This is a genomic window from Streptomyces sp. NPDC048483 (assembly GCF_040651455.1).
GTDB lineage: Bacteria > Actinomycetota > Actinomycetes > Streptomycetales > Streptomycetaceae > Streptomyces.
In genome coordinates this window covers 1-17,553 of the sequence record NZ_JBEZJZ010000142.1, presented here as the reverse complement: position 1 = coordinate 17,553, position 17,553 = coordinate 1, and the positions used below count along the sequence as shown (strand labels likewise).

The window sequence follows — 17,553 nt, the reverse complement described above, 5'->3', positions numbered from 1 at the left end:
CCTTTTCCACCCACCCACGGGAGGGGACGGACCGTAGCGGCGAAGCCGTGTAGGGCCGTCACCGCACCCGACAACACCACGCCCGCCGCTGGGGGTACCTCCCACGCCCTTTAGGCAGTGGGGGAGCAACGGCGAACAACCACCGCGGCGCCGCAGCCAACAACGTGGGGCGCAGGCACGAGCGCAGCGAACGGGCAACGGCAACAAACCCCCACGGCGGGACAGCCGACAACGTGGGGAGATACGCTGACGAGCGCACTGGTTCGCCCCCGCCCCCCAGGCGGGCCGGCGTCGTAAGAGGGAACCCGGTGGAAATCCGGGACTGCCCCGCAGCGGTGAGTGGGAACGACCGCCGTCATACGCACTGGGCCCGACGGGCCCGGGAAGCGACGGCCAGTAGGTGTTTGCCCCCGGCAGATGCGCCCGCGAGTCCGAAGACCTGCCCGTGCCCCCGTGCGACCGGTGTACGGGGTTGATCTCGGTGACCTCGAGGGCGGGTCGGCGGACACGGCAGGCGGCACGGGCGGCGCGATGGCGCCTGCGGTCCGCCCGCTTCGGCCTCCCTTCGCGCCCTCCCCCGTCACCGGGGTCGCAGGAGACACGCTCGCGAAGGAGAGCTCCGTGACCAGCAATTCTGCCGCTGCGCCCGTACGGGCCACCGTGCACGGCTACCCCCGCCAGGGGCCGAACCGTGAACTGAAGAAGGCCATCGAGGGGTACTGGAAGGGCCGCGTCGACGCGGACGCCCTCCGCCGTACCGCCGCCGAACTGCGCCGCGACACCTGGCAGCAGCTCGCCGGGGCCGGCATCCACGAGGTGCCGACCGGCGACTTCTCGTACTACGACCATGTGCTGGACACCAGCGTGATGCTCGGCGCGGTCCCGGCCCGGCACCGGGCTGCGGTGGCCGCCGACCTGCTGGACGGCTACTTCGCGATGGCCCGCGGCACCCAGGAGGTGGCGCCGCTGGAGATGACCAAGTGGTTCGACACCAACTACCACTATCTGGTGCCGGAGTTGGGGCCGGACACGGTCTTTGCCGCGGACTCCACCAAGCAGGTTGCCGAGCTGACGGAAGCGCTGGAGCTCGGGCTGCGCGCCCGGCCGGTCCTGGTCGGGCCGGTGACCTACCTCCTGCTGGCCAAGCCCGCTCCTGGTGTGGCCGCGGACTTCGAGCCGCTGACCCTGCTCGACCGGCTGCTGCCGGTGTACGCGGAGGTGCTCGCCGATCTGCGCGCGGCCGGCGCGGAGTGGGTGCAGCTGGACGAGCCGGCGCTGGTGCAGGACCGCTCCCCCGCCGAACTCAACGCCGCCGCCCGCGCCTACCGCGATCTGGGGGCCCTCACCGACCGCCCGAAGCTGCTGGTCGCCTCGTACTTCGACCGGCTGGGCGAGGCGCTGCCGGTGCTGGCCAAGGCGCCCGTCGAGGGTCTGGCGCTGGACTTCACCGGGGCCGCGGCCGCCAACCTCGGCGATCTCGCGGCGGCCGGCGGGCTTCCCGGCAAGCGCCTGGTCGCCGGCGTCGTCAACGGCCGTAATGTCTGGCTCAACAACTACGAGGCGTCGCTGGCCACGCTGGGCACGCTCCTCGGCCTCGCCGACCGGGTGGATGCCGCGTCCTCCTGCTCGCTGCTGCACGTCCCGCTGGACGCCGCCGCCGAACGCGACCTCGATCCCCAGATCGTCCGCTGGCTCGCCTTCGCCCGGCAGAAGACCGCCGAGATCGTCACCCTGGCCCGCGGCCTGGAACGGGGCACCGACGCCATCACCGCCCAACTCGCCGCAAACCGGGCCGACCTGGCGTCCCGGTCCGGCTCGGCGCTCACCCACGACCCGGCGGTACGGGCCCGCGCGGCGGCCGTCACCGGCGCCGACGGGCGCCGTGCGCAGCCGTACCCCCAGCGGGCCGCCGCCCAGCGCGCCCACCTCGGGCTGCCGCCGCTGCCCACGACCACCATCGGCTCGTTCCCGCAGACGGGCGCACTGCGCACCGCCCGCGCCGACCTGCGCGCCGGGCGGATCAACACCGCCGCCTACGAGGAGCGGATCGCGGCCGAGATCCGCGAGGTGCTCGCCTTCCAGGAGAAGGCCGGCCTCGACGTCCTCGTCCACGGCGAGCCCGAACGCAACGACATGGTCCAGTACTTCGCCGAGCGGCTGACCGGCTATCTGGCCACCCAGCACGGCTGGGTCCAGTCGTACGGCACCCGCTACGTCCGCCCGCCGGTCCTCGCCGGGGACATCTCCCGGCCCGAGCCAATGACGGTGCGCTGGACGACCTACGCCCAGTCGCTCACCGGCCGCCCGGTCAAGGGCATGCTCACCGGCCCGGTCACCATGCTCGCCTGGTCCTTCGTCCGCGACGACCAGCCGCTCGCGGACACCGCCCGCCAGGTGGCGCTGGCCCTGCGCGACGAGGTGGGCGACCTGGAGCGGGCGGGCACCTCGGTCATCCAGGTCGATGAGCCGGCGCTGCGCGAGACCCTGCCGCTGCGCGCCGCCGACCACGCCGGCTACCTCACCTGGGCCACCGAGGCGTTCCGCCTCACCACCAGCGGGGTGCGCCCGGACACCCAGATCCACACCCATATGTGCTACGCCGAATTCGGTGACATCCTCCGGGCCATCGACGACCTGGACGCCGATGTCATCAGCCTGGAGGCCGCCCGCTCCCATATGCAGGTCGCCGGGGAACTCGCCACGGCCGGTTATCCGCGCGAGGTGGGGCCGGGTGTCTATGACATCCACTCCCCGCGCGTCCCGGACGTCGCGGAGGCAACTGCCCTGCTGCACAAGGGACTTGAGGCCATTCCGGCCGAGCGGCTGTGGGTCAACCCCGACTGCGGTCTGAAGACCCGCGGCTGGCCGGAGGTACGGGCCGCGCTGGAGAACCTGGTGGCGGCGGCCCGGGGGGTCCGCGGCGGGCTGCCCGGCGCGGGGGGCTGAGGCACAGGAGGGGGCCGGTGCCCCGGGCACCGGCCCCCTCCGACCGCAGCGGCCGCTCAGCCGGTGATGATCGCCGGGTCGCTCACGCCCGGCTCACCGTTCTCGACATGGCCGGCGAGGCGGCGCAGGAAGCCCGCGTCCGCGTCGGAGACCACCTTCAGGTCGTACCAGCGCTTGCTCGCCCGCAGGTCGATCGTCTGCTCCACGGTGGCGCCCGCCTTCACCTTGAACGTCTCGGCCGCGCCGCCGTACGCGTTCGTCACGGTGAGGTTGACGTCGGCGGAGCCCGCGTTCTTCAGGGTCAGCTTGAGGTTGCCACTGGCCTTGTCGTGGCGGGCGGTCACCTCGGGGCCGGCCTTCTTGCCGGGGCCCTTGAAGACGCGCAGGAAGCCGTTCGGGCCGAACACCGACAGGTCGTACGCGTCCTTCGAGTACGTGGTGTTCCAGGTGTCGGAGACCGTCTTGCCGGCCTCGGTGGTGTAGGTCCAGGGGCCGTCGGTGCGGTTGGCGGACCGGACATGGAAGCAGGCGCCCGCCGCGTCGCCGCCACTGAAGGTGAGGGCGAACTTCCCGGCCGCCGGGTCCGCGGCGCCGTCGGCCAGCGGCGCGTACCGCAGCGGGCGCGAGGGGCGGGAGCCGGACTCCTGCTGGGGCAGGGCCGGGTTCGCGGGGGCGTGCGGGACGTAGTCGGGGTGGCGCTCGTGGTCCTTCGGCTCGTAGCCGGCGGTGTCCGGGAGCGCGGCCGGGTCGGTGTCCTTGACGCCGAAGTCGAAGGCGGAGGTGAGGTCGCCCGCGACGGCGCGGCGCCACGGCGAGATGTTGGTCTCCTTCACGCCGAAGCGCTTCTCCATGAACTGGAGGATCGACGTGTGGTCCAGCACCTCCGAGCAGACGTAGCCGCCGGTGCTCCACGGCGAGACCACGATCATCGGGACGCGCGGGCCCATGCCGTAGTGGCCGGCGGAGTAGCTCGCGTCGCCGGGGAAGTAATCCAGCGTCGTGTCGACGGTGGACTTGCCCTGGGAGGCGGAGGACGGGACGTACGGCGGGACGATGTGGTCGAAGTAGCCGTCGTTCTCGTCGTACGTGATGAACAGGGCGGTCTTGCTCCACACGTCGGGGTTGGACGTGAGGGCGTCCAGGACCTGGGAGATGTACCAGGCGCCGTAGTTCACCGGCCAGTTGGGGTGCTCGCTGAACGCCTCGGGCGCGGCGACCCAGGAGATCTTCGGGAGCTTGCCGGCCTTCACATCGGCCTTGAGGACGTCGAAGTAGCCGTCGCCCGCCTTGGCGTTGGTGCCGGTGCGGGCCTTGTCGAAGTGCGGGTCGCCGGGCTTGGCGTTGCGGTACTTGTTGAAGAAGAGCAGGGAGTTGTCGCCGTAGTTGCCGCGGTAGGCGTCCTCGATCCAGCCCCACTTGCCGTTCGCGTCCAGGCCGTCGCCGATGTCCTGGTACACCTTCCAGGACACCCCGGCCTGCTCCAGGCGCTCGGCGTAGGTCGTCCAGTCGTACCCGAGCTCCGCGTTGCCGAGCACCGGGCCGCCGCCCTTGCCGTCGTTGCCGACGCCACCCGAGAGCATGTAGTAGCGGTTGGGGTCGGTGGCCCCGAGGAACGAACAGTGGTAGTCGTCGCAGACGGTGAACGCGTCGGCGAGCGCGTAGTGGAACGGAATGTCCTTGCGGGTGAGATACGCCATCGTCCGCTCGGACTTGGCGGGGATCCACTGGTCGTACGTGCCGTTGTTGAACGCCTTGTGGCCGCCCGCCCAGTCGTGGTCGAGGCCCGCGATGAACTGCATGCCGAGGTCCTCGGCGTCCGGGTGGAAGGGCAGTACTTCCTTGCCGCCGTCGGGCTGGTGCCACACCGGCTTGCCGTTCGGCAGCGTCACCGGGCGCGGGTCGCCGAATCCGCGGACGCCCTTCATCGTGCCGAAGTAGTGGTCGAAGGATCGGTTCTCCTGCATCAGGACGACGATGTGCTCGACGTCCTCGATGGAGCCGGAGCGCCGGGTGGCGGGGATGGCCGCGGCGCGGGCGATGCTGCCGGCGAGGGCGGCGGTACCGGCGGTGGCACCGGCTATCTGGAGAAAGCGACGGCGGTTGAGTTCAGCCATGAGTTCGGGAACCTCTTGGTGTGTGGGGGAGTTCACGGAAATGGGGACAGTGCTGTGTGGTCATGTGAGGGGCTGTGAGGAAACGGGACTGAGCAGAGTGTTCCAAGAGGAGCGAGCGCCAGGGAAGGGGGGGTGTCCCACGTGTGACACATCGCGGTACGCGGGACGAACTCCCTGGTCGGGGCTGTTTACGGCAGCCGTGGTGGAACAATTGGGGCAAGGAGTACGTGACGGTGCAGGGCGGCGATCACAGCATGGACGCGAGCAGGGCCAACGGCACGGACGAGGGCCGCGTGGCGGCGGGCAACACCGCCCAGGCCGAGGCATGGAACGGCGACGACGGCGCGTACTGGACCCGGCAGCGGGAGCGGCATGAGGCGATGTACCACCACCTCACCCCGCATCTGATGGCCGCGGCCGGGCTGCGGGCCGACAGCCGGGTGCTGGACGTCGGATGCGGCAGCGGCGGTACGAGCCTGGAGGCGGCGCGGGTCGCCACCGCCGGGTCGGTACTGGGCGTCGATCTGTCGGGGCAGCTGCTGGCCGGGGCCCGGGAGCGAGCGGCGGAGGCCGGACTGGCGCAGGTGCGGTTCGAGAAGGGGGACGCGCAGGTCCACCCCTTCGAGAGCGCCGCCTTCGACGTCGCGATCAGCCGCTTCGGGGTGATGTTCTTCGCCGACCCCAAGGCGGCGTTCGCCCATATCGCCGGTGCCCTGCGCCCTGGCGGTCGACTGGCGTTCCTGTGCTGGCGGGGCCTGATGGAGAACGCGTATCTGACCGTGCCGTTCGGCGCCATCGCCCCGTATCTTCCGCTGCCGGACCTGGGCGCGCCGGGTGCCCCGGGCCCGTTCTCGCTCGACGACCCCGACCGGATCAGGACCCTGCTGAACGGCGCCGGATTCGAGGGCATCGCCGTCCGCCCGGTGGACGAACCGATGCCGATGGGCACCGACGTGGACGATGTGGTCGGCTACCAGCTCGGCATGCCGATGGCCCGCACGATGCTCGCCGGTGCCGACGAGGACGCACAGAGCAAGGCGATCGCGGCGCTGCGGGAGGCCGTCGCCGCGCACCAGGGGCCGGACGGCGTCGCCCTCGGCTCGGCGGCGTGGCTGGTCACGGCCCGACGGGGCTGACGTGGCGGCGTACGGCGGCCGTCCCCGCACCCGCAGGGACGGCCGCCGGGTCACTCAGCCCATCGCCGCCTCCAGCCTGCCGGCCGGGCCGAGGCGGCCGGTGCGGTGCAGGCCGTGGAGCCCGGCGCTGCACGCCACGCCCAGCGCCAGCAGGGCGAGCCAGGGCAGGGCGGGCAGACCGGCCGCGCGGGCGGCGTCCAGGGCGGCGCCGGTGAGGAGGTTGCCCAGGGTGATGCCGATGCCGCAGATGGTGTTGTAGAGCCCGTAGTGGGTGGCGACGAGGCGGTCACCGCAGAGTCGGACGATGGTGTCCATCTCGAACGGGTAGGTGATCATCGTGCCGATGGCGAGCAGCAGCGCGGCGAGCGCCGGGGGCAGCACCGCCAGCACCCAGCGGCCGGGGTCCGCCTCAGGTACCGGCAGGGCACCGGCCGCCAGGATCGGCACAAACGCCAGCCCCAGCGTCAGCAGCCCCCAGGCCAGGGCCCGGCCGGGCGCCAGCCGCGCCTTGCACCAGGCTGTCACCCGGGTCTGCCCGACGATGGTGCTCAGCCCCGATACGGCAAAAAGTACGGCCACCGCCGCGGTGCCGAACCGCCCCTCGCCGCCCAGGCGTTTCACCTCCAGCGGCAGCGCCAGATAGACCTGGAAGGAGAGCACATACGAGCCGATCATGGCGCCGGAGAAGAGCAGGAACGGCCGGTTGGTCAGCGCCCGCCGCCACTGGGAGAGCACACCCTCGCGCCGCCCGTCCCCGTCCGCACCGTCCTGCGCACCCTCGTTGCCGCGGGCCGGCAGCGCCCGGATCTGCACCACGCTCAGCACCGCGAAGATCCCGGCCGAGACCAGGCAGGTGACCCGGAAGTCCACTCCGGTCAGCACCATGCCCACCAGCGGGCCGAGCAGAATGCCCGCCTGATAGAAGACGTTGAACAGCGCGAACGCCTCGAGCCTGCGCTCCCCCGCCCCGGCGGCGAGATAGGCCCGTACCGCCGGGTTGAACAGCGCCCCGGCCAGCCCGGTGGCCGCGGACGCCGCCAGCAGTGCGGGCAGCGAGTCCACCAGGCCGAGCGTGGCGAACCCCACCGTCCGCAGCACACAGCCCGCGACTATCAGCGGCTTGTACCCCAGCCGGTCGGCCAGCGTCCCGCCGACCAGGAACATCCCCTGCTGGCTGAAGTTCCGGACGCCGAGGACCAGCCCGACCAGCCATCCGGCCAGCCCGAGGGTCCCCGACAGATGCGCGGCCAGGTAGGGCATCAGCATGTAGAAGCCCAGGTTGATGGTGAACTGATTGGCCATCAGCAACTGGACGCTGCGCTCATAGGTGCGCAGCTGCGCGACAGTGCCTTTCACCGGACCGCCCCCTCGGAAACCATGGCGGTGTTGGCGGTGTTGGCGGTGTTGGCGGTGTTGGCGTGCAGGGTCAGGGGGTCGACGACCTCGGCACACCGGCTCCAGATGGTGACCTCCTTCTCGTCCAGGCGCTGCACCGTCTCCGGCCCGTCCGCCGGCGGGGCGTCGAGCAGTCCGTGGGCGGCGCAGTACTCGTCGTCGTACACCGTCTCCAGGTAGCGCTGCGGCCCGTCCGGAAAGACCGCCGCGATACGGGTGCCGGCCGGCTCGGTGCGGCTGAGCCAGCCCGCCACCAGCGCGACCGCTCCCACGCTCCAGCCGCCGGTGGCGTAGTGCGAGGCCGCCAACTGGCGGCAGGTCCACACCGCTTCGCCCGGCGTGACCCAGTGCACCTCGCTGAACTGCCCGTAGGCGACATTGCGCGGATAGATGCTGGACCCCAGCCCGCGCATCAGCCGGGGGCGGGCGGGCTGCCCGAAGATGGTCGAGCCGATGGTGTCGACGCCGACGAGGCGCAGCTCCGGGTAGAGCTGGCGCAGCACCCGGGACACCCCCGCGGAGTGCCCGCCGGTGCCCACGCTGCACACCAGCGTGTCGATGTGGCCGAGCTGGCCGGCGAGTTCGAGGGCCAGCGGCAGATAGGCCGCGGTGTTGTCCGGGTTGTTGTACTGGTCCGGGCACCAGGAGCCGGGGTGCTCGGCCAGCAGATGGGCGACCCGGTCGCGGCGCGCCTGCTGCCAGCCGCCGCTCGGGTGCGGCTCCGGCACGAGGTCGACCTGCGCCCCGTACGCGGTCAGCAGCCGGGTCATCGAGGGTTCCAGGCCGGGGTCGGTCACCAGGGTGACGGGGTGCCCGTACACCATTCCGGCGAGCGCCAGGCCCAGCCCGAGGGTCCCGCTGGTGGATTCGATGATGCGGCCACCGGGCCGCAACTCGCCGCGGGCACGGGCGCGTTCGACCATGTGGAGGCCGGGACGGTCCTTGATACCGCCCGGATTACGGCCCTCCAGCTTGGCCCAGAAGCCGCGGCCGGGCGGGGTGAGCGGTGCGGAGATGTGCAGAACGGGGGTGTTGCCGACGAGGCCGGACATGCCGGAGACGACGCGATCGGGCCGGCCCGGCGTCGGGTCGGGGTGCGGGGGAAGAGTGGGAGAGGTGGGAGAGAGGGGAAGAGACTGCATGAGTCGCTCTCATTCGGTGAGCGTGGACAAGGGCGCTCATCTCGCGCGCCGGACCGGTCGGCACGGCGCGCGGCGGCCGGCGTGGCCGGCCGCAGGGGCGGCTCCTATCTCCGGCACCGGCACAGGGCCTCGAGCGTGGACCGCCCGCCGCGCACCCGTCCGCACGGCACGGCCCCGTTCCGTGCAGGCGGCCCCCGCAACGCCACGGCCGGTACGAGGGCGGCCATCGGCGCGCCGCCCCCGTCCCCCGTGGCCGCCCGCCCCTGCGGAATCCGGCCGACCGGTCCGGGGTCGCACCCGGCATGCGAACCGTCCGGATCCGTGGCCTCCTGGGCCGCCGACGCCGGTTCCACGGCCCCCGTAGCCGAGGCATGGCGCTCCGCGGACACGGCCGGGGGACGCACCGGGCGATGGTGGTCGTCGACGCCCGCACCGGAACACGGAAGAACCGTCAACAACAGCCCGCCGAGGAGCAGGAGTACGGGGATCACCCCACGCGGCCACGGGCATGGGTGAGCAGGGGAGCGAAGCGACACGGGTCCTCCGTGACAGCAGGCAGCGGGCAGCGGATTCAGCAGGCACTGGCGGAAGTTGGCGCCAATCGGCCGTAATCGGCTGTAATCAGCCGTAATCAGCTGGAAATCTAAACCTGTTGAACGACAGAACCCGTTGCGCTTCGCCATACAGGCAGGGTCGACGCACCGCCGACCGGCCCGAACCGGCCCCGGACAGCAGCACGCACCGGAGCTCCGGCCGTCGGCGTGGCGCACGGAAGGGTCGGTTCGGCGCCCTGCTGCGGCTGCCCCGAGAGGCAGAGTTCGGAGGAGTGCGAGGGGGAATGGTGCGCGGGGGAATGGTGCGCGGGGTGATCACTGTCGGCGCCGTCGACCGCCGCGGCAACCGACACGACGGACCCGGCGGGCACGGCACCGGCCCCATGCCCCTCCGCGCTCTCCGCGCACGCACCGTGCGCCATGATCACGCTGAACAGCAGCAACAGGGCCGGCCACAGCAGCCGGAACGGGACCGCTGAACCGCGGTCCCGCACGCTGCGAAGGGACGACCGTGCCGTTGCCATGACGCGAGCGTAACCGGAACGGGCACCAAGTGATGGAATTCCCTTGCCGGATGACAGAATTCGACCGGTCAGCAGACCGGTATCAGGCCAGGGACATCACGGTGCCGGTCGGCACGCCCGCCAGGGCCGGTCAGCCGGACAGCCGAGGCAGGACCTTGTCCGGAGTGAGGGGCAGATCGCGCAACCGGACGCCGGTGGCATGCCATACCGCGTTGGCGACGGCCGCCGCGGTGCCGACGATGCCGATCTCGCCGATGCCCTTGCTGCCCATGGGGTTGAGGTGCGGATCGTCCTCGTCGAGCCAGTGCGCCTCGATGACGGGGGCATCGGCACAGGCCGGTACGTGATAGGAGGCCAGGTCGCACTCGGTGAAGTCGCCGAAGGCGGGGTCCAGGCTGCTGCCCTCGGTCAGCGCCATGCCCAGGCCCATGGTCATGCCGCCGGTGAACTGGGAGCGAGCGGTGCGGGAGTTGAGGATGTGGCCGGCCGCGAACATGCCCAGCAGGCGGCGCACCCGTACCTCTCCGGTGACGGTGTCGACCTGCACCTCGGCGAACTGGGCGCCGAAGGAATGCCGGGCGTACGGGCTTCGCGCGGCCGTCTCCTCGTGGGTGTCGGCGGTGACCGTGATCCCCTTGGGCGACGGCGGCCCCTGGTGCTCGAGCAGTCGCGCCGCCAGCACCGTGGCGGCCTTGTGGACGGCCCAGCCCCAGGATCCGGTGCCCGCGGAGCCGCCGGCCAGGAAGGCGGGCGGCAGGTCGCTGTCGCCGATCTCGATCCGTACGCGCTCCTCGGGGACGCCCAGCGCGGCGGCGGCGACCTGGGCGAGGACGGTCCGGGCGCCGGTGCCGATGTCGGTGGCGTTGATGCGGATGCGATAGCTGCCGTCGGCGGCGGCGTGCGCCTCGGCCTCGCTGCCCACGATGAGGACGGGGTAGGTGGATGCGGCAACGCCCGTGCCGACCAGCAGGTCTCCCTCGCGGCGTACGCCCGGCCGCGGATCCCGCGGCAGCCAGCCGAACCGCTCCGCGCCCGCCCGCAGACACTCCACGAGATGCCGGCTGCTGAAGGCGAGACCGCTGTCCGGCTCCGTCTCCGGCTCATTGCGCACCCGCAGCTCCACGGGGTCGATGCCGAGCTGCACGGCGAGTTCGTCGACGGCGGACTCCAGGGCGTACATGCCGGGGGCCTCGCCCGGGGCGCGCATCCAGGACGGGGTGGGGACATCGAGCGCGGCGACGCGGTGCGTGGTGCGGCTGTGGGGCGAGCGGTACATGATGCGGGCGGGGACGGCGGCCTGCTCGACGAATTCCGTGAGCGTGGAGGTGTGGGTGGCGCTCTCGTGCGCGAGGGCGGTGAGGACGCCGTCGGTTCCCGCGCCCAGCCGTACGCGCTGGAGCGTGGGCGCCCGGTGGCCGACGACCGCGGGCATCTGACGGCGCGGCAGGGCCAGCTTGACCGGGCGGCCGGTGCATCGCGCGGCCATCGCGGCGAGGACGACCTGCGGGCGGGGCGTCCCCTTGGAGCCGAAACCGCCGCCGACGTGCTCGGAGATGACGGTGACGTCGTCCTTGCCGAGCTTGAACAGGGCCGCGAGGTCGTCGCGCACCCTGGTGGAGCCCTGGCTGGTGTCGTGGACGGTCAGATGGCCGTCGTTCCAGCGGGCGGTGGAGGCGTGCGGCTCCATGGGGTGGTTGTGGAGCGGGGGCACGGTGTAGGTCGCATCGACGGTGACGGGCGCGGCCGCGAACGCCGCGTCGAAGTCCCCGCGTTCGCGGCTGCCCGGATAGCCGCCGTTGGCCTTTTCGGGCGCGTACAGGTGCGGGTGGCCGACGGTCAGCCGTACGTCGTACCCGGCGGTGTCGTACGAGACGCGGACCGCTTCCGCCGCCGCGCGGGCCGCTTCGAGGCTGTCGGCGACGGCGAGGGCGACATACCAGCCGCGGTGCGGGACCCGGTCCTCCTGCAGCACGGCCAGCGTCGGGTCGTCGGGGACGGCGAGGCGGGGCGCGTTCTCGTGCGTCAGCACCGCACAGACGCCGGGCAGGGCCAGCGCCTCGGCGGTGTCCACGGCGGTGACCCGGCCGCGCGCGACGGTCGCGGGAACCGGCCAGGCGTAGGCGCAGCCCGGCGGGGTGTGCTCAAAGGCGTAGCGGGCGGCACCGGTGACCTTCTCCCGCCCTTCCCGGCGGACAAGCGGTTCACCGAGGGGACGCGGGGGCGGTCCGAGGGGGAACGGGGCGGGGGGCATGGGGCGGGTCCTTGGAGTGGGGGGTGGTCGCGGGCTGGTGACAGGGGTCCGGGGGCCGTCGGCCCGTCCGGCACATCAGGTGCGTGCGGCGAGGTCGGCCAGCACGCCGACCGTCAGATTCCGGGCCAGGGTGACCTTGAAGCCGTTCTCGCGCAGGGGGCGGGCGGCGGCGAGTTCGGCGTCGGCGGCGCGGGCGAAGGTGTCCGGGGTGGCGGCAGCGCCGTGCAGCACCCCTTCGGCCGCGCGGGCCCGCCACGGCCGGTGCGCGAGCCCGCCGTACGCCAGCGCCGCATGCCGGACGGTGCCGTCCCGTACGTCGAGCACCGCGGCCACGGAGACCAGCGCGAAGGCGAACGAGGCGCGGTCGCGGGCCTTGCGGTAGCGCGAGTGCGCACCGGGGCGGCCGGGCGGCAGCTCGACGGCGGTGATCAGTTCACCGGCCCGGATCACCGTGTCGTGCTCCGGACGGTCGCCGGGCAGCCGGTGGAAGTCGACCGCCGGCACACGGCGTTCGCCGTCGGGGCCGTGCAGGTGAACGGTGGCCTCCAGGGCGGCGAGGGCGACCGCCATGTCCGACGGCTGGGTGGCGACGCAGTGCTCGGAGTGCCCCAGGACGGCGAGATCGCGGTGCGCGCCCTCGCGGGCCGGGCAGCCGGTGCCCGGAGCGCGCTTGTTGCACGGCTTGGCCGCGTCCTGGAAGTAGGCGCAGCGGGTCCGCTGCAGCAGGTTTCCGCCGGTGGTCGCCGTATTCCTCAACTGCCCCGAGGCACCGGCGAGCACCGACTGCGAGAGAACGGGGTACCGGTCGCGTACCGCGGCATCCGCGGCGAGGTCGCTGTTACGGACCATCGCGCCGATCCGCAGCCCGCCGTCCGGCAGCTCCTCGATACGGTCCAGCGGCAGCCGGCTGACATCGATGAGCAGCCGCGGCGTCTCCACCCCGAGCTTCATCAGATCGACGAGGTTGGTCCCCCCGCCCAGAAACTTCGCCCCGGGCCGCTCCCCCGCAACCCGTACGGCCTCGGCCACGCTCCCGGCCCGTACATATCCGAACGGCTTCACGCCCCCACCTCCGCACCGCTGACCTCGCCGACGGCATCACCGACCGCTTCGACGATGCGGGGATAGGCGCCGCACCGGCACAGGTTCCCGCTCATCCGCTCGCGGATCTCGTCGGCGGTGAGCTCCACCGGGGCCCCGGAGTCCGCGTCGTAGGGGGTGACATGCGACGGGAATCCCTCCGCGGCCTCGCCGAGCACGCCGAGCGCCGAACAGATCTGGCCGGGGGTGCAGTAGCCGCACTGCAACGCGTCCCGCTCGAGAAAGGCTTCCTGCAGCGGGTGCAGCCGCTCCCCGTCGGCGAGGCCCTCGACGGTGGTGATCCGCCGCCCGTCCTGCGCCACGGCCAGCAGCAGACAGCTGTTGGACCGCCGCCCGTCGACCAGCACCGTGCACGCGCCGCACTGCCCGTGGTCGCAGCCCTTCTTGGCGCCGGTGAGATCGAGGCGCTCGCGCAGGACGTCCAGGAGCGTGGCCCGGTGATCCACGGTCAGGGTGTACGTCGTCCCGTTCACCCGCAGAAACAGCTCGGAATGCACCCCGTCCACCGACCGCGCGGCGCCGGCGCCGACCGCCGGCTGCTTACTGGGCTCCACTGCCTCACGCCTTTCCGATCCGCCGCGGCCCGGTCCGGGCCGGGCTCGTCCCGTCCGGCCTGGTCCCGTCCGTCTCCCTGGTCCCTGGCCCCTGGCCTCCTGCTATCGGCTCTCCAGCTGCAGCTGGACCTCCTGCTCCTGGTCACCGGCGGCCGTACCGACGATCCGCACAGCGAAGGCGTGCGCCAGGCTCTCGCGCAGCCGGGCCACCGCCCAGTAGCCGCCCTGGAGGTCGACCGTCACCGGCGCGCTCAGTGGTCGCGGCGCGGCCTCGGCCCGTAGTTCGCTGACATCAACGGTCGCGGTCCACACCGTCGCGCTCGCCCCGGCCACCTCCGTGGGCACATCGTCCGCGGCCCGGTCGGAGGCAAAGGACTCACGCAACGCGCTGAAGACCGCATGCGCGTCGTTCGTCGCACAACCGACGACCTCCACCACGACCTCGTCCGGGTGTTTCGCGTCTGACGCCTGTTCCGCTCTGTTCACCGGATTTCTCCCAGGAGGCTCCGCCCTTTAGGGCGGGGAGGAATGGGTCCTTGGGGCGGAGCCGCGAAGCGGCGGAGTTCTCTGCACATCTTCTCTGACCTGCGCTTTCCTTCGTTGTCAGTGGGCCTCTGTAGGTTGATTAACATGACGACGGCACAGGGAACGGATGAGGGGGGGCCGGGCACGCCCGGTACACCTTCCGGCTTCGTGTGTCGTCCACCGCGCTCGCCCAGCTGGATGCGGAGTGGGCGCGGTGAATGGGGTCTCCCCTGCTCGAGCGGAGCCGAGAGCTGGGGGAAGGGTGTGGAACGAGTGCGTGGCGATGTCCCGCAAGGTCCATGCCGCGAATAAGGCCGCCGATGAGAGGGTGACGTGCGGCCCGGCGCAGCTGACAAGTTGCTGACCGAGGCCCGCCGGTCGATGACATGGCTGCGTGAGGGTGCTTCGGTGCCGCAGCAACAGATCATCCGGGACTTCGCCAAGTCCCGCGCCAAAGCCCTCAAGGACATCAAGGGCAAGCTGCCCATGCGGCAGCGGGCCGGGATGCCGCGCATCAAGCGGAAGCGTGAGGCCGCGCCGTCGCTGAACTACACGCAGCGCGGATTCCGAATCAAGGAGGGGCGTCTCCACCTGGCGGGCAGCATCGCCCTGACCGTGGTGTGGTCCAGGGACCTTCCCACCGCACCCACGTCCGTGCGCGTGTACCAGGACAGCCTCGGGCACTGGTACGCGAGTTTCGTTGTTGCCACCGAACTGCAGCCCCTGCCCGCGACCGGCCGGGTGATAGGCGTGGACTGGGGGGTCAAGGAGACTGCGACCACCACCAGCGACGCCCACGACCTCCCGCACGCCGGACACGGGAAGACAGCCGCGCAGCGCCTGGCCCGCTATCAGCGGATGATGTCCCGGCGCCGGACCCCGAAGAACCGGCCCGACACCACCGGCTACCTCAAGGCCCGCAAGGCTGCGGCGAAGGCGTCGAAGAAGATCGCCCGGCAGCGGCAGGACACCGGCCGCAAGTGGGCCAGGACGGTAGTGCGTGATCACGATGCTCTGGCTGTTGAGGACTTCCGGCCGAAGTTCCTCGCGAAGTCGACCATGGCTTGCAAGGCGGCAGACGCCGCGATCGGTGCCACCAAAGCCGCTCTGGTCGAGATGGCTCGCAAGCACGGCAGGACCGTGCACCTGGTACACCCTGCGCACACCACCATGGACTGCGCACACTGCGGAGCGAGAGCCAAGCACGCACTCCCCCTTTCCGAGAGAACGTATAGGTGCACCGCGTGCGGAGCGATGTCCCCCAGGGACAAGAACTCCGCTCGCGTGATATCCCCCAGCTACCGCTGGGAGGTGCCCCCACGTCCGGGCTGGTCTCAACCCGGCTAGTGCTGATCTTGTAAGACCTGCCACCTGCTAGGAGTCAGGCGAAGTGAGCTAGGAATCCCCCTCCTTTAGGAGGGGGAGGTTTCAATGTCGGGGCCTTCCTCTGGGAGCCGAACGCTTCCAGGCTCGCCCCATGGCCCGCCGTGTGCGACCGGAGACTCGAACGAGTGGTTTAAACGGGCGCAACTTCTCCGCACCACCCCAGAGCATTACTGTCAGTAATCGACGAGTGCGCTCGGCGATCGGGGCGAGGCGATCGGGCCCAGATCCGGACACGCCCCGCTGAGCCGTACGGACCCCCATGGTTGCCACGGGCATCGATCGGCCGGATCATCCCGTACCGAGGACGGAACGAAAGACGAATACCACCACCCCACCACGAGGGAGAGTCGCCATGGCGGAGACGGGGGAAGTCGGCGTGCGGGGGCGCTGTGCGCCTGGTTTCGAGGGTGTGCGGGAGGCCTTCGAGCGGAATTTCCGGGTGCACGGGGAGGTGGGCGCGTCGGTGGCGGTGACCGTGGACGGGGAGGCGGTCGTCGATCTGTGGGGCGGTCATGCGGATGAGGCGCGGACGCGGGCCTGGGGACACGACACGCTGGTGAATGTCTACTCGACGTCCAAGGGGATGACCGCGCTGTGCGCCCATCTCCTCGTGGACCGGGGCGAGTTGGACCTGGATGCGCCGGTCGCGCGGTACTGGCCGGAGTTCGCGCAGGCGGGTAAGCACGACATACCCGTGCGCTGGCTGCTGAGCCACCGCGCCGGGATGATCGCGCCGCGCCGGCCGCTGGCCGCCCGGTATGCCTATGACTGGGATTACGTGTGTGCCGCGCTGGCCGCCGCGCCGCCCTGGTGGGAGCCGGGCACCGCACAGGGGTATCACGCGGTGACGTTCGGGTACCTGGTGGGCGAGGTGGTCCGGCGGATCAGCGGGCAGTCGCTCGGTGCGTTTCTGCGGAGTGAGATCGCGGAGCCGCTCGGGGCGCGGGTGTTCATCGGTACACCGGCCGAGGAGCATGCGCGGTGTGCGGAGATGGTGGGGCAGCTGGACGAGGCGCGGCTCGCCGAGCGGTTTCCGGGCGTTCCGAAGCCGCCGTTCCATGCGCTGTCCGATCATCCGCTGGCCGTGGTGATGCTGGCGCTGACGTACATCCCCACCGGGGACGTCAACAGCGCCGCCTATCGCGCGGCCGAGATCCCGGCGGGCAATGCGCACGCCTCGGCGCACGGTCTGGCCACCGTCTACGGCGCGCTGGCGGCCGGGAAGCTCGTACGGCCCGCCACCTTGGAGGCGATGCGGGAGGCGCAGAGTCTGCCCCATGAGCCCGATCTGACGATCGATGCGCTCGCGCCGCCGGGGACGGAGCGGCGGTGGGGGCTGGGTTTCACGCTCAATCATCAGCGGCAGGCCGGCCCCAATCCGCGCGCGTTCGGGCATGGCGGCGCGGGCGGCTCGTACGCCTTCGCGGATCCGGAGAACGGCCTGTCCTATGCGTATGCGATGAACAAGTACGGCAGCGGCGCCACCGGTGATGCCGATCCGCGCAACTTGGGGCTGATCGCGGCAACGTACGAGGCCTTGGGGAGGGTGCGCGGCTGACGAGTGGCGGGGCGGGGGTGGGAAACCGGCCGCCGGGCGGCGGCATCCCGGTACCGAGCGGCAACACCCCGGACGCGCCACGCCCGAAAAATCCTTGCACAGTGCAATACTTCTCCCGGGTCGCACACTGTCGGTGTTCCCTCCCGGTCCTCCGGCCGCGCGACCGCCACGGCGCGTCCGGAGACGCGGGACACGGCCGGTTTCGGGGCCGGCCGTGTCATCGGCCCACGGCCCGTCCGACGCGCCGTCCCGCACAGCCCTGACGACAGGGCCTAACTGATCGTTTCAGAATGCGGTTCGTAGTCGTCGCAAGCAGATGATGGAGCAGGCGAGTTCGAGTAGTGCCTGGTGGAGGTCTGCGCGTATC

At 71.7% G+C, this 17,553-nt stretch carries 10 protein-coding genes, 1 pseudogene and 1 riboswitch; of the genes and pseudogenes, 4 read left to right on the top strand and 7 right to left on the bottom strand.

What is annotated here, in order from left to right; all coding sequences use genetic code 11:
• The first annotated feature begins 294 nt into the window (after nt 1-294).
• Nucleotides 295-441, top strand: a riboswitch (cobalamin riboswitch).
• A 180-nt stretch (nt 442-621) separates the two neighbouring features.
• Complete coding sequence (metE, locus tag AB0D04_RS38595; protein WP_362712071.1) at nt 622-2,946, top strand: 5-methyltetrahydropteroyltriglutamate--homocysteine S-methyltransferase; 2,325 nt, start codon at nt 622-624, stop codon at nt 2,944-2,946.
• A gap of 56 nt (nt 2,947-3,002) precedes the next feature.
• Here the strand turns inward: metE and AB0D04_RS38590 are convergent, their stop codons facing one another.
• Complete coding sequence (locus tag AB0D04_RS38590) at nt 3,003-5,060, bottom strand: phosphocholine-specific phospholipase C (protein WP_362712070.1); 2,058 nt, start codon at nt 5,058-5,060, stop codon at nt 3,003-3,005.
• Between the two features lie 227 nt (nt 5,061-5,287).
• Here AB0D04_RS38590 and AB0D04_RS38585 point away from each other — a divergent pair, with 227 nt between their 5' ends.
• Nucleotides 5,288-6,196, top strand: coding sequence for a methyltransferase domain-containing protein (locus tag AB0D04_RS38585; RefSeq protein ID WP_362712069.1), 909 nt, complete (start codon nt 5,288-5,290; stop codon nt 6,194-6,196).
• Between the two features lie 54 nt (nt 6,197-6,250).
• Here the strand turns inward: AB0D04_RS38585 and AB0D04_RS38580 are convergent, their stop codons facing one another.
• The 6 genes from AB0D04_RS38580 to AB0D04_RS38555 form a co-directional block, all read right to left on the bottom strand.
• Nucleotides 6,251-7,552, bottom strand: a complete 1,302-nt coding sequence (locus tag AB0D04_RS38580) for an MFS transporter (protein WP_362712068.1) — start codon at nt 7,550-7,552, stop codon at nt 6,251-6,253.
• Nucleotides 7,549-8,643 carry a PLP-dependent cysteine synthase family protein gene (locus AB0D04_RS38575; RefSeq protein WP_362712073.1) on the bottom strand — a complete coding sequence of 365 codons (1,095 nt, stop codon included), beginning with the start codon at nt 8,641-8,643 and terminating at the stop codon, nt 7,549-7,551. Before AB0D04_RS38575 ends, AB0D04_RS38580 begins: the two co-directional genes overlap by 4 nt.
• Nucleotides 8,644-9,941: 1,298 nt before the next feature.
• Nucleotides 9,942-12,062 (bottom strand): xanthine dehydrogenase family protein molybdopterin-binding subunit, encoded by a 2,121-nt coding sequence (locus AB0D04_RS38570; protein ID WP_362712067.1) that lies wholly within the window; start codon nt 12,060-12,062, stop codon nt 9,942-9,944.
• A 75-nt stretch (nt 12,063-12,137) separates the two neighbouring features.
• Entirely contained in the window at nt 12,138-13,124 is a 987-nt protein-coding gene (locus AB0D04_RS38565; protein ID WP_362712066.1) for a xanthine dehydrogenase family protein subunit M, read from the bottom strand.
• Nucleotides 13,121-13,669, bottom strand: a complete 549-nt coding sequence (locus tag AB0D04_RS38560) for a 2Fe-2S iron-sulfur cluster-binding protein (RefSeq protein ID WP_362712072.1) — start codon at nt 13,667-13,669, stop codon at nt 13,121-13,123. Before AB0D04_RS38560 ends, AB0D04_RS38565 begins: the two co-directional genes overlap by 4 nt.
• 150 nt (nt 13,670-13,819) lie before the next feature.
• Entirely contained in the window at nt 13,820-14,203 is a 384-nt protein-coding gene (locus tag AB0D04_RS38555) for a hypothetical protein (protein WP_362712065.1), read from the bottom strand.
• Nucleotides 14,204-14,460: 257 nt separating this feature from the next.
• Here AB0D04_RS38555 and AB0D04_RS38550 point away from each other — a divergent pair.
• Both AB0D04_RS38550 and AB0D04_RS38545 read left to right on the top strand, forming a co-directional pair.
• A pseudogene (locus tag AB0D04_RS38550) lies at nt 14,461-15,620 on the top strand (transposase).
• A 360-nt stretch (nt 15,621-15,980) separates the two neighbouring features.
• The gene (locus AB0D04_RS38545) at nt 15,981-17,186 is read left to right on the top strand and encodes a serine hydrolase domain-containing protein (protein WP_362712064.1); all 1,206 of its coding nucleotides are present in this window, start codon (nt 15,981-15,983) and stop codon (nt 17,184-17,186) included.
• Nucleotides 17,187-17,553: the final 367 nt, after the last annotated feature.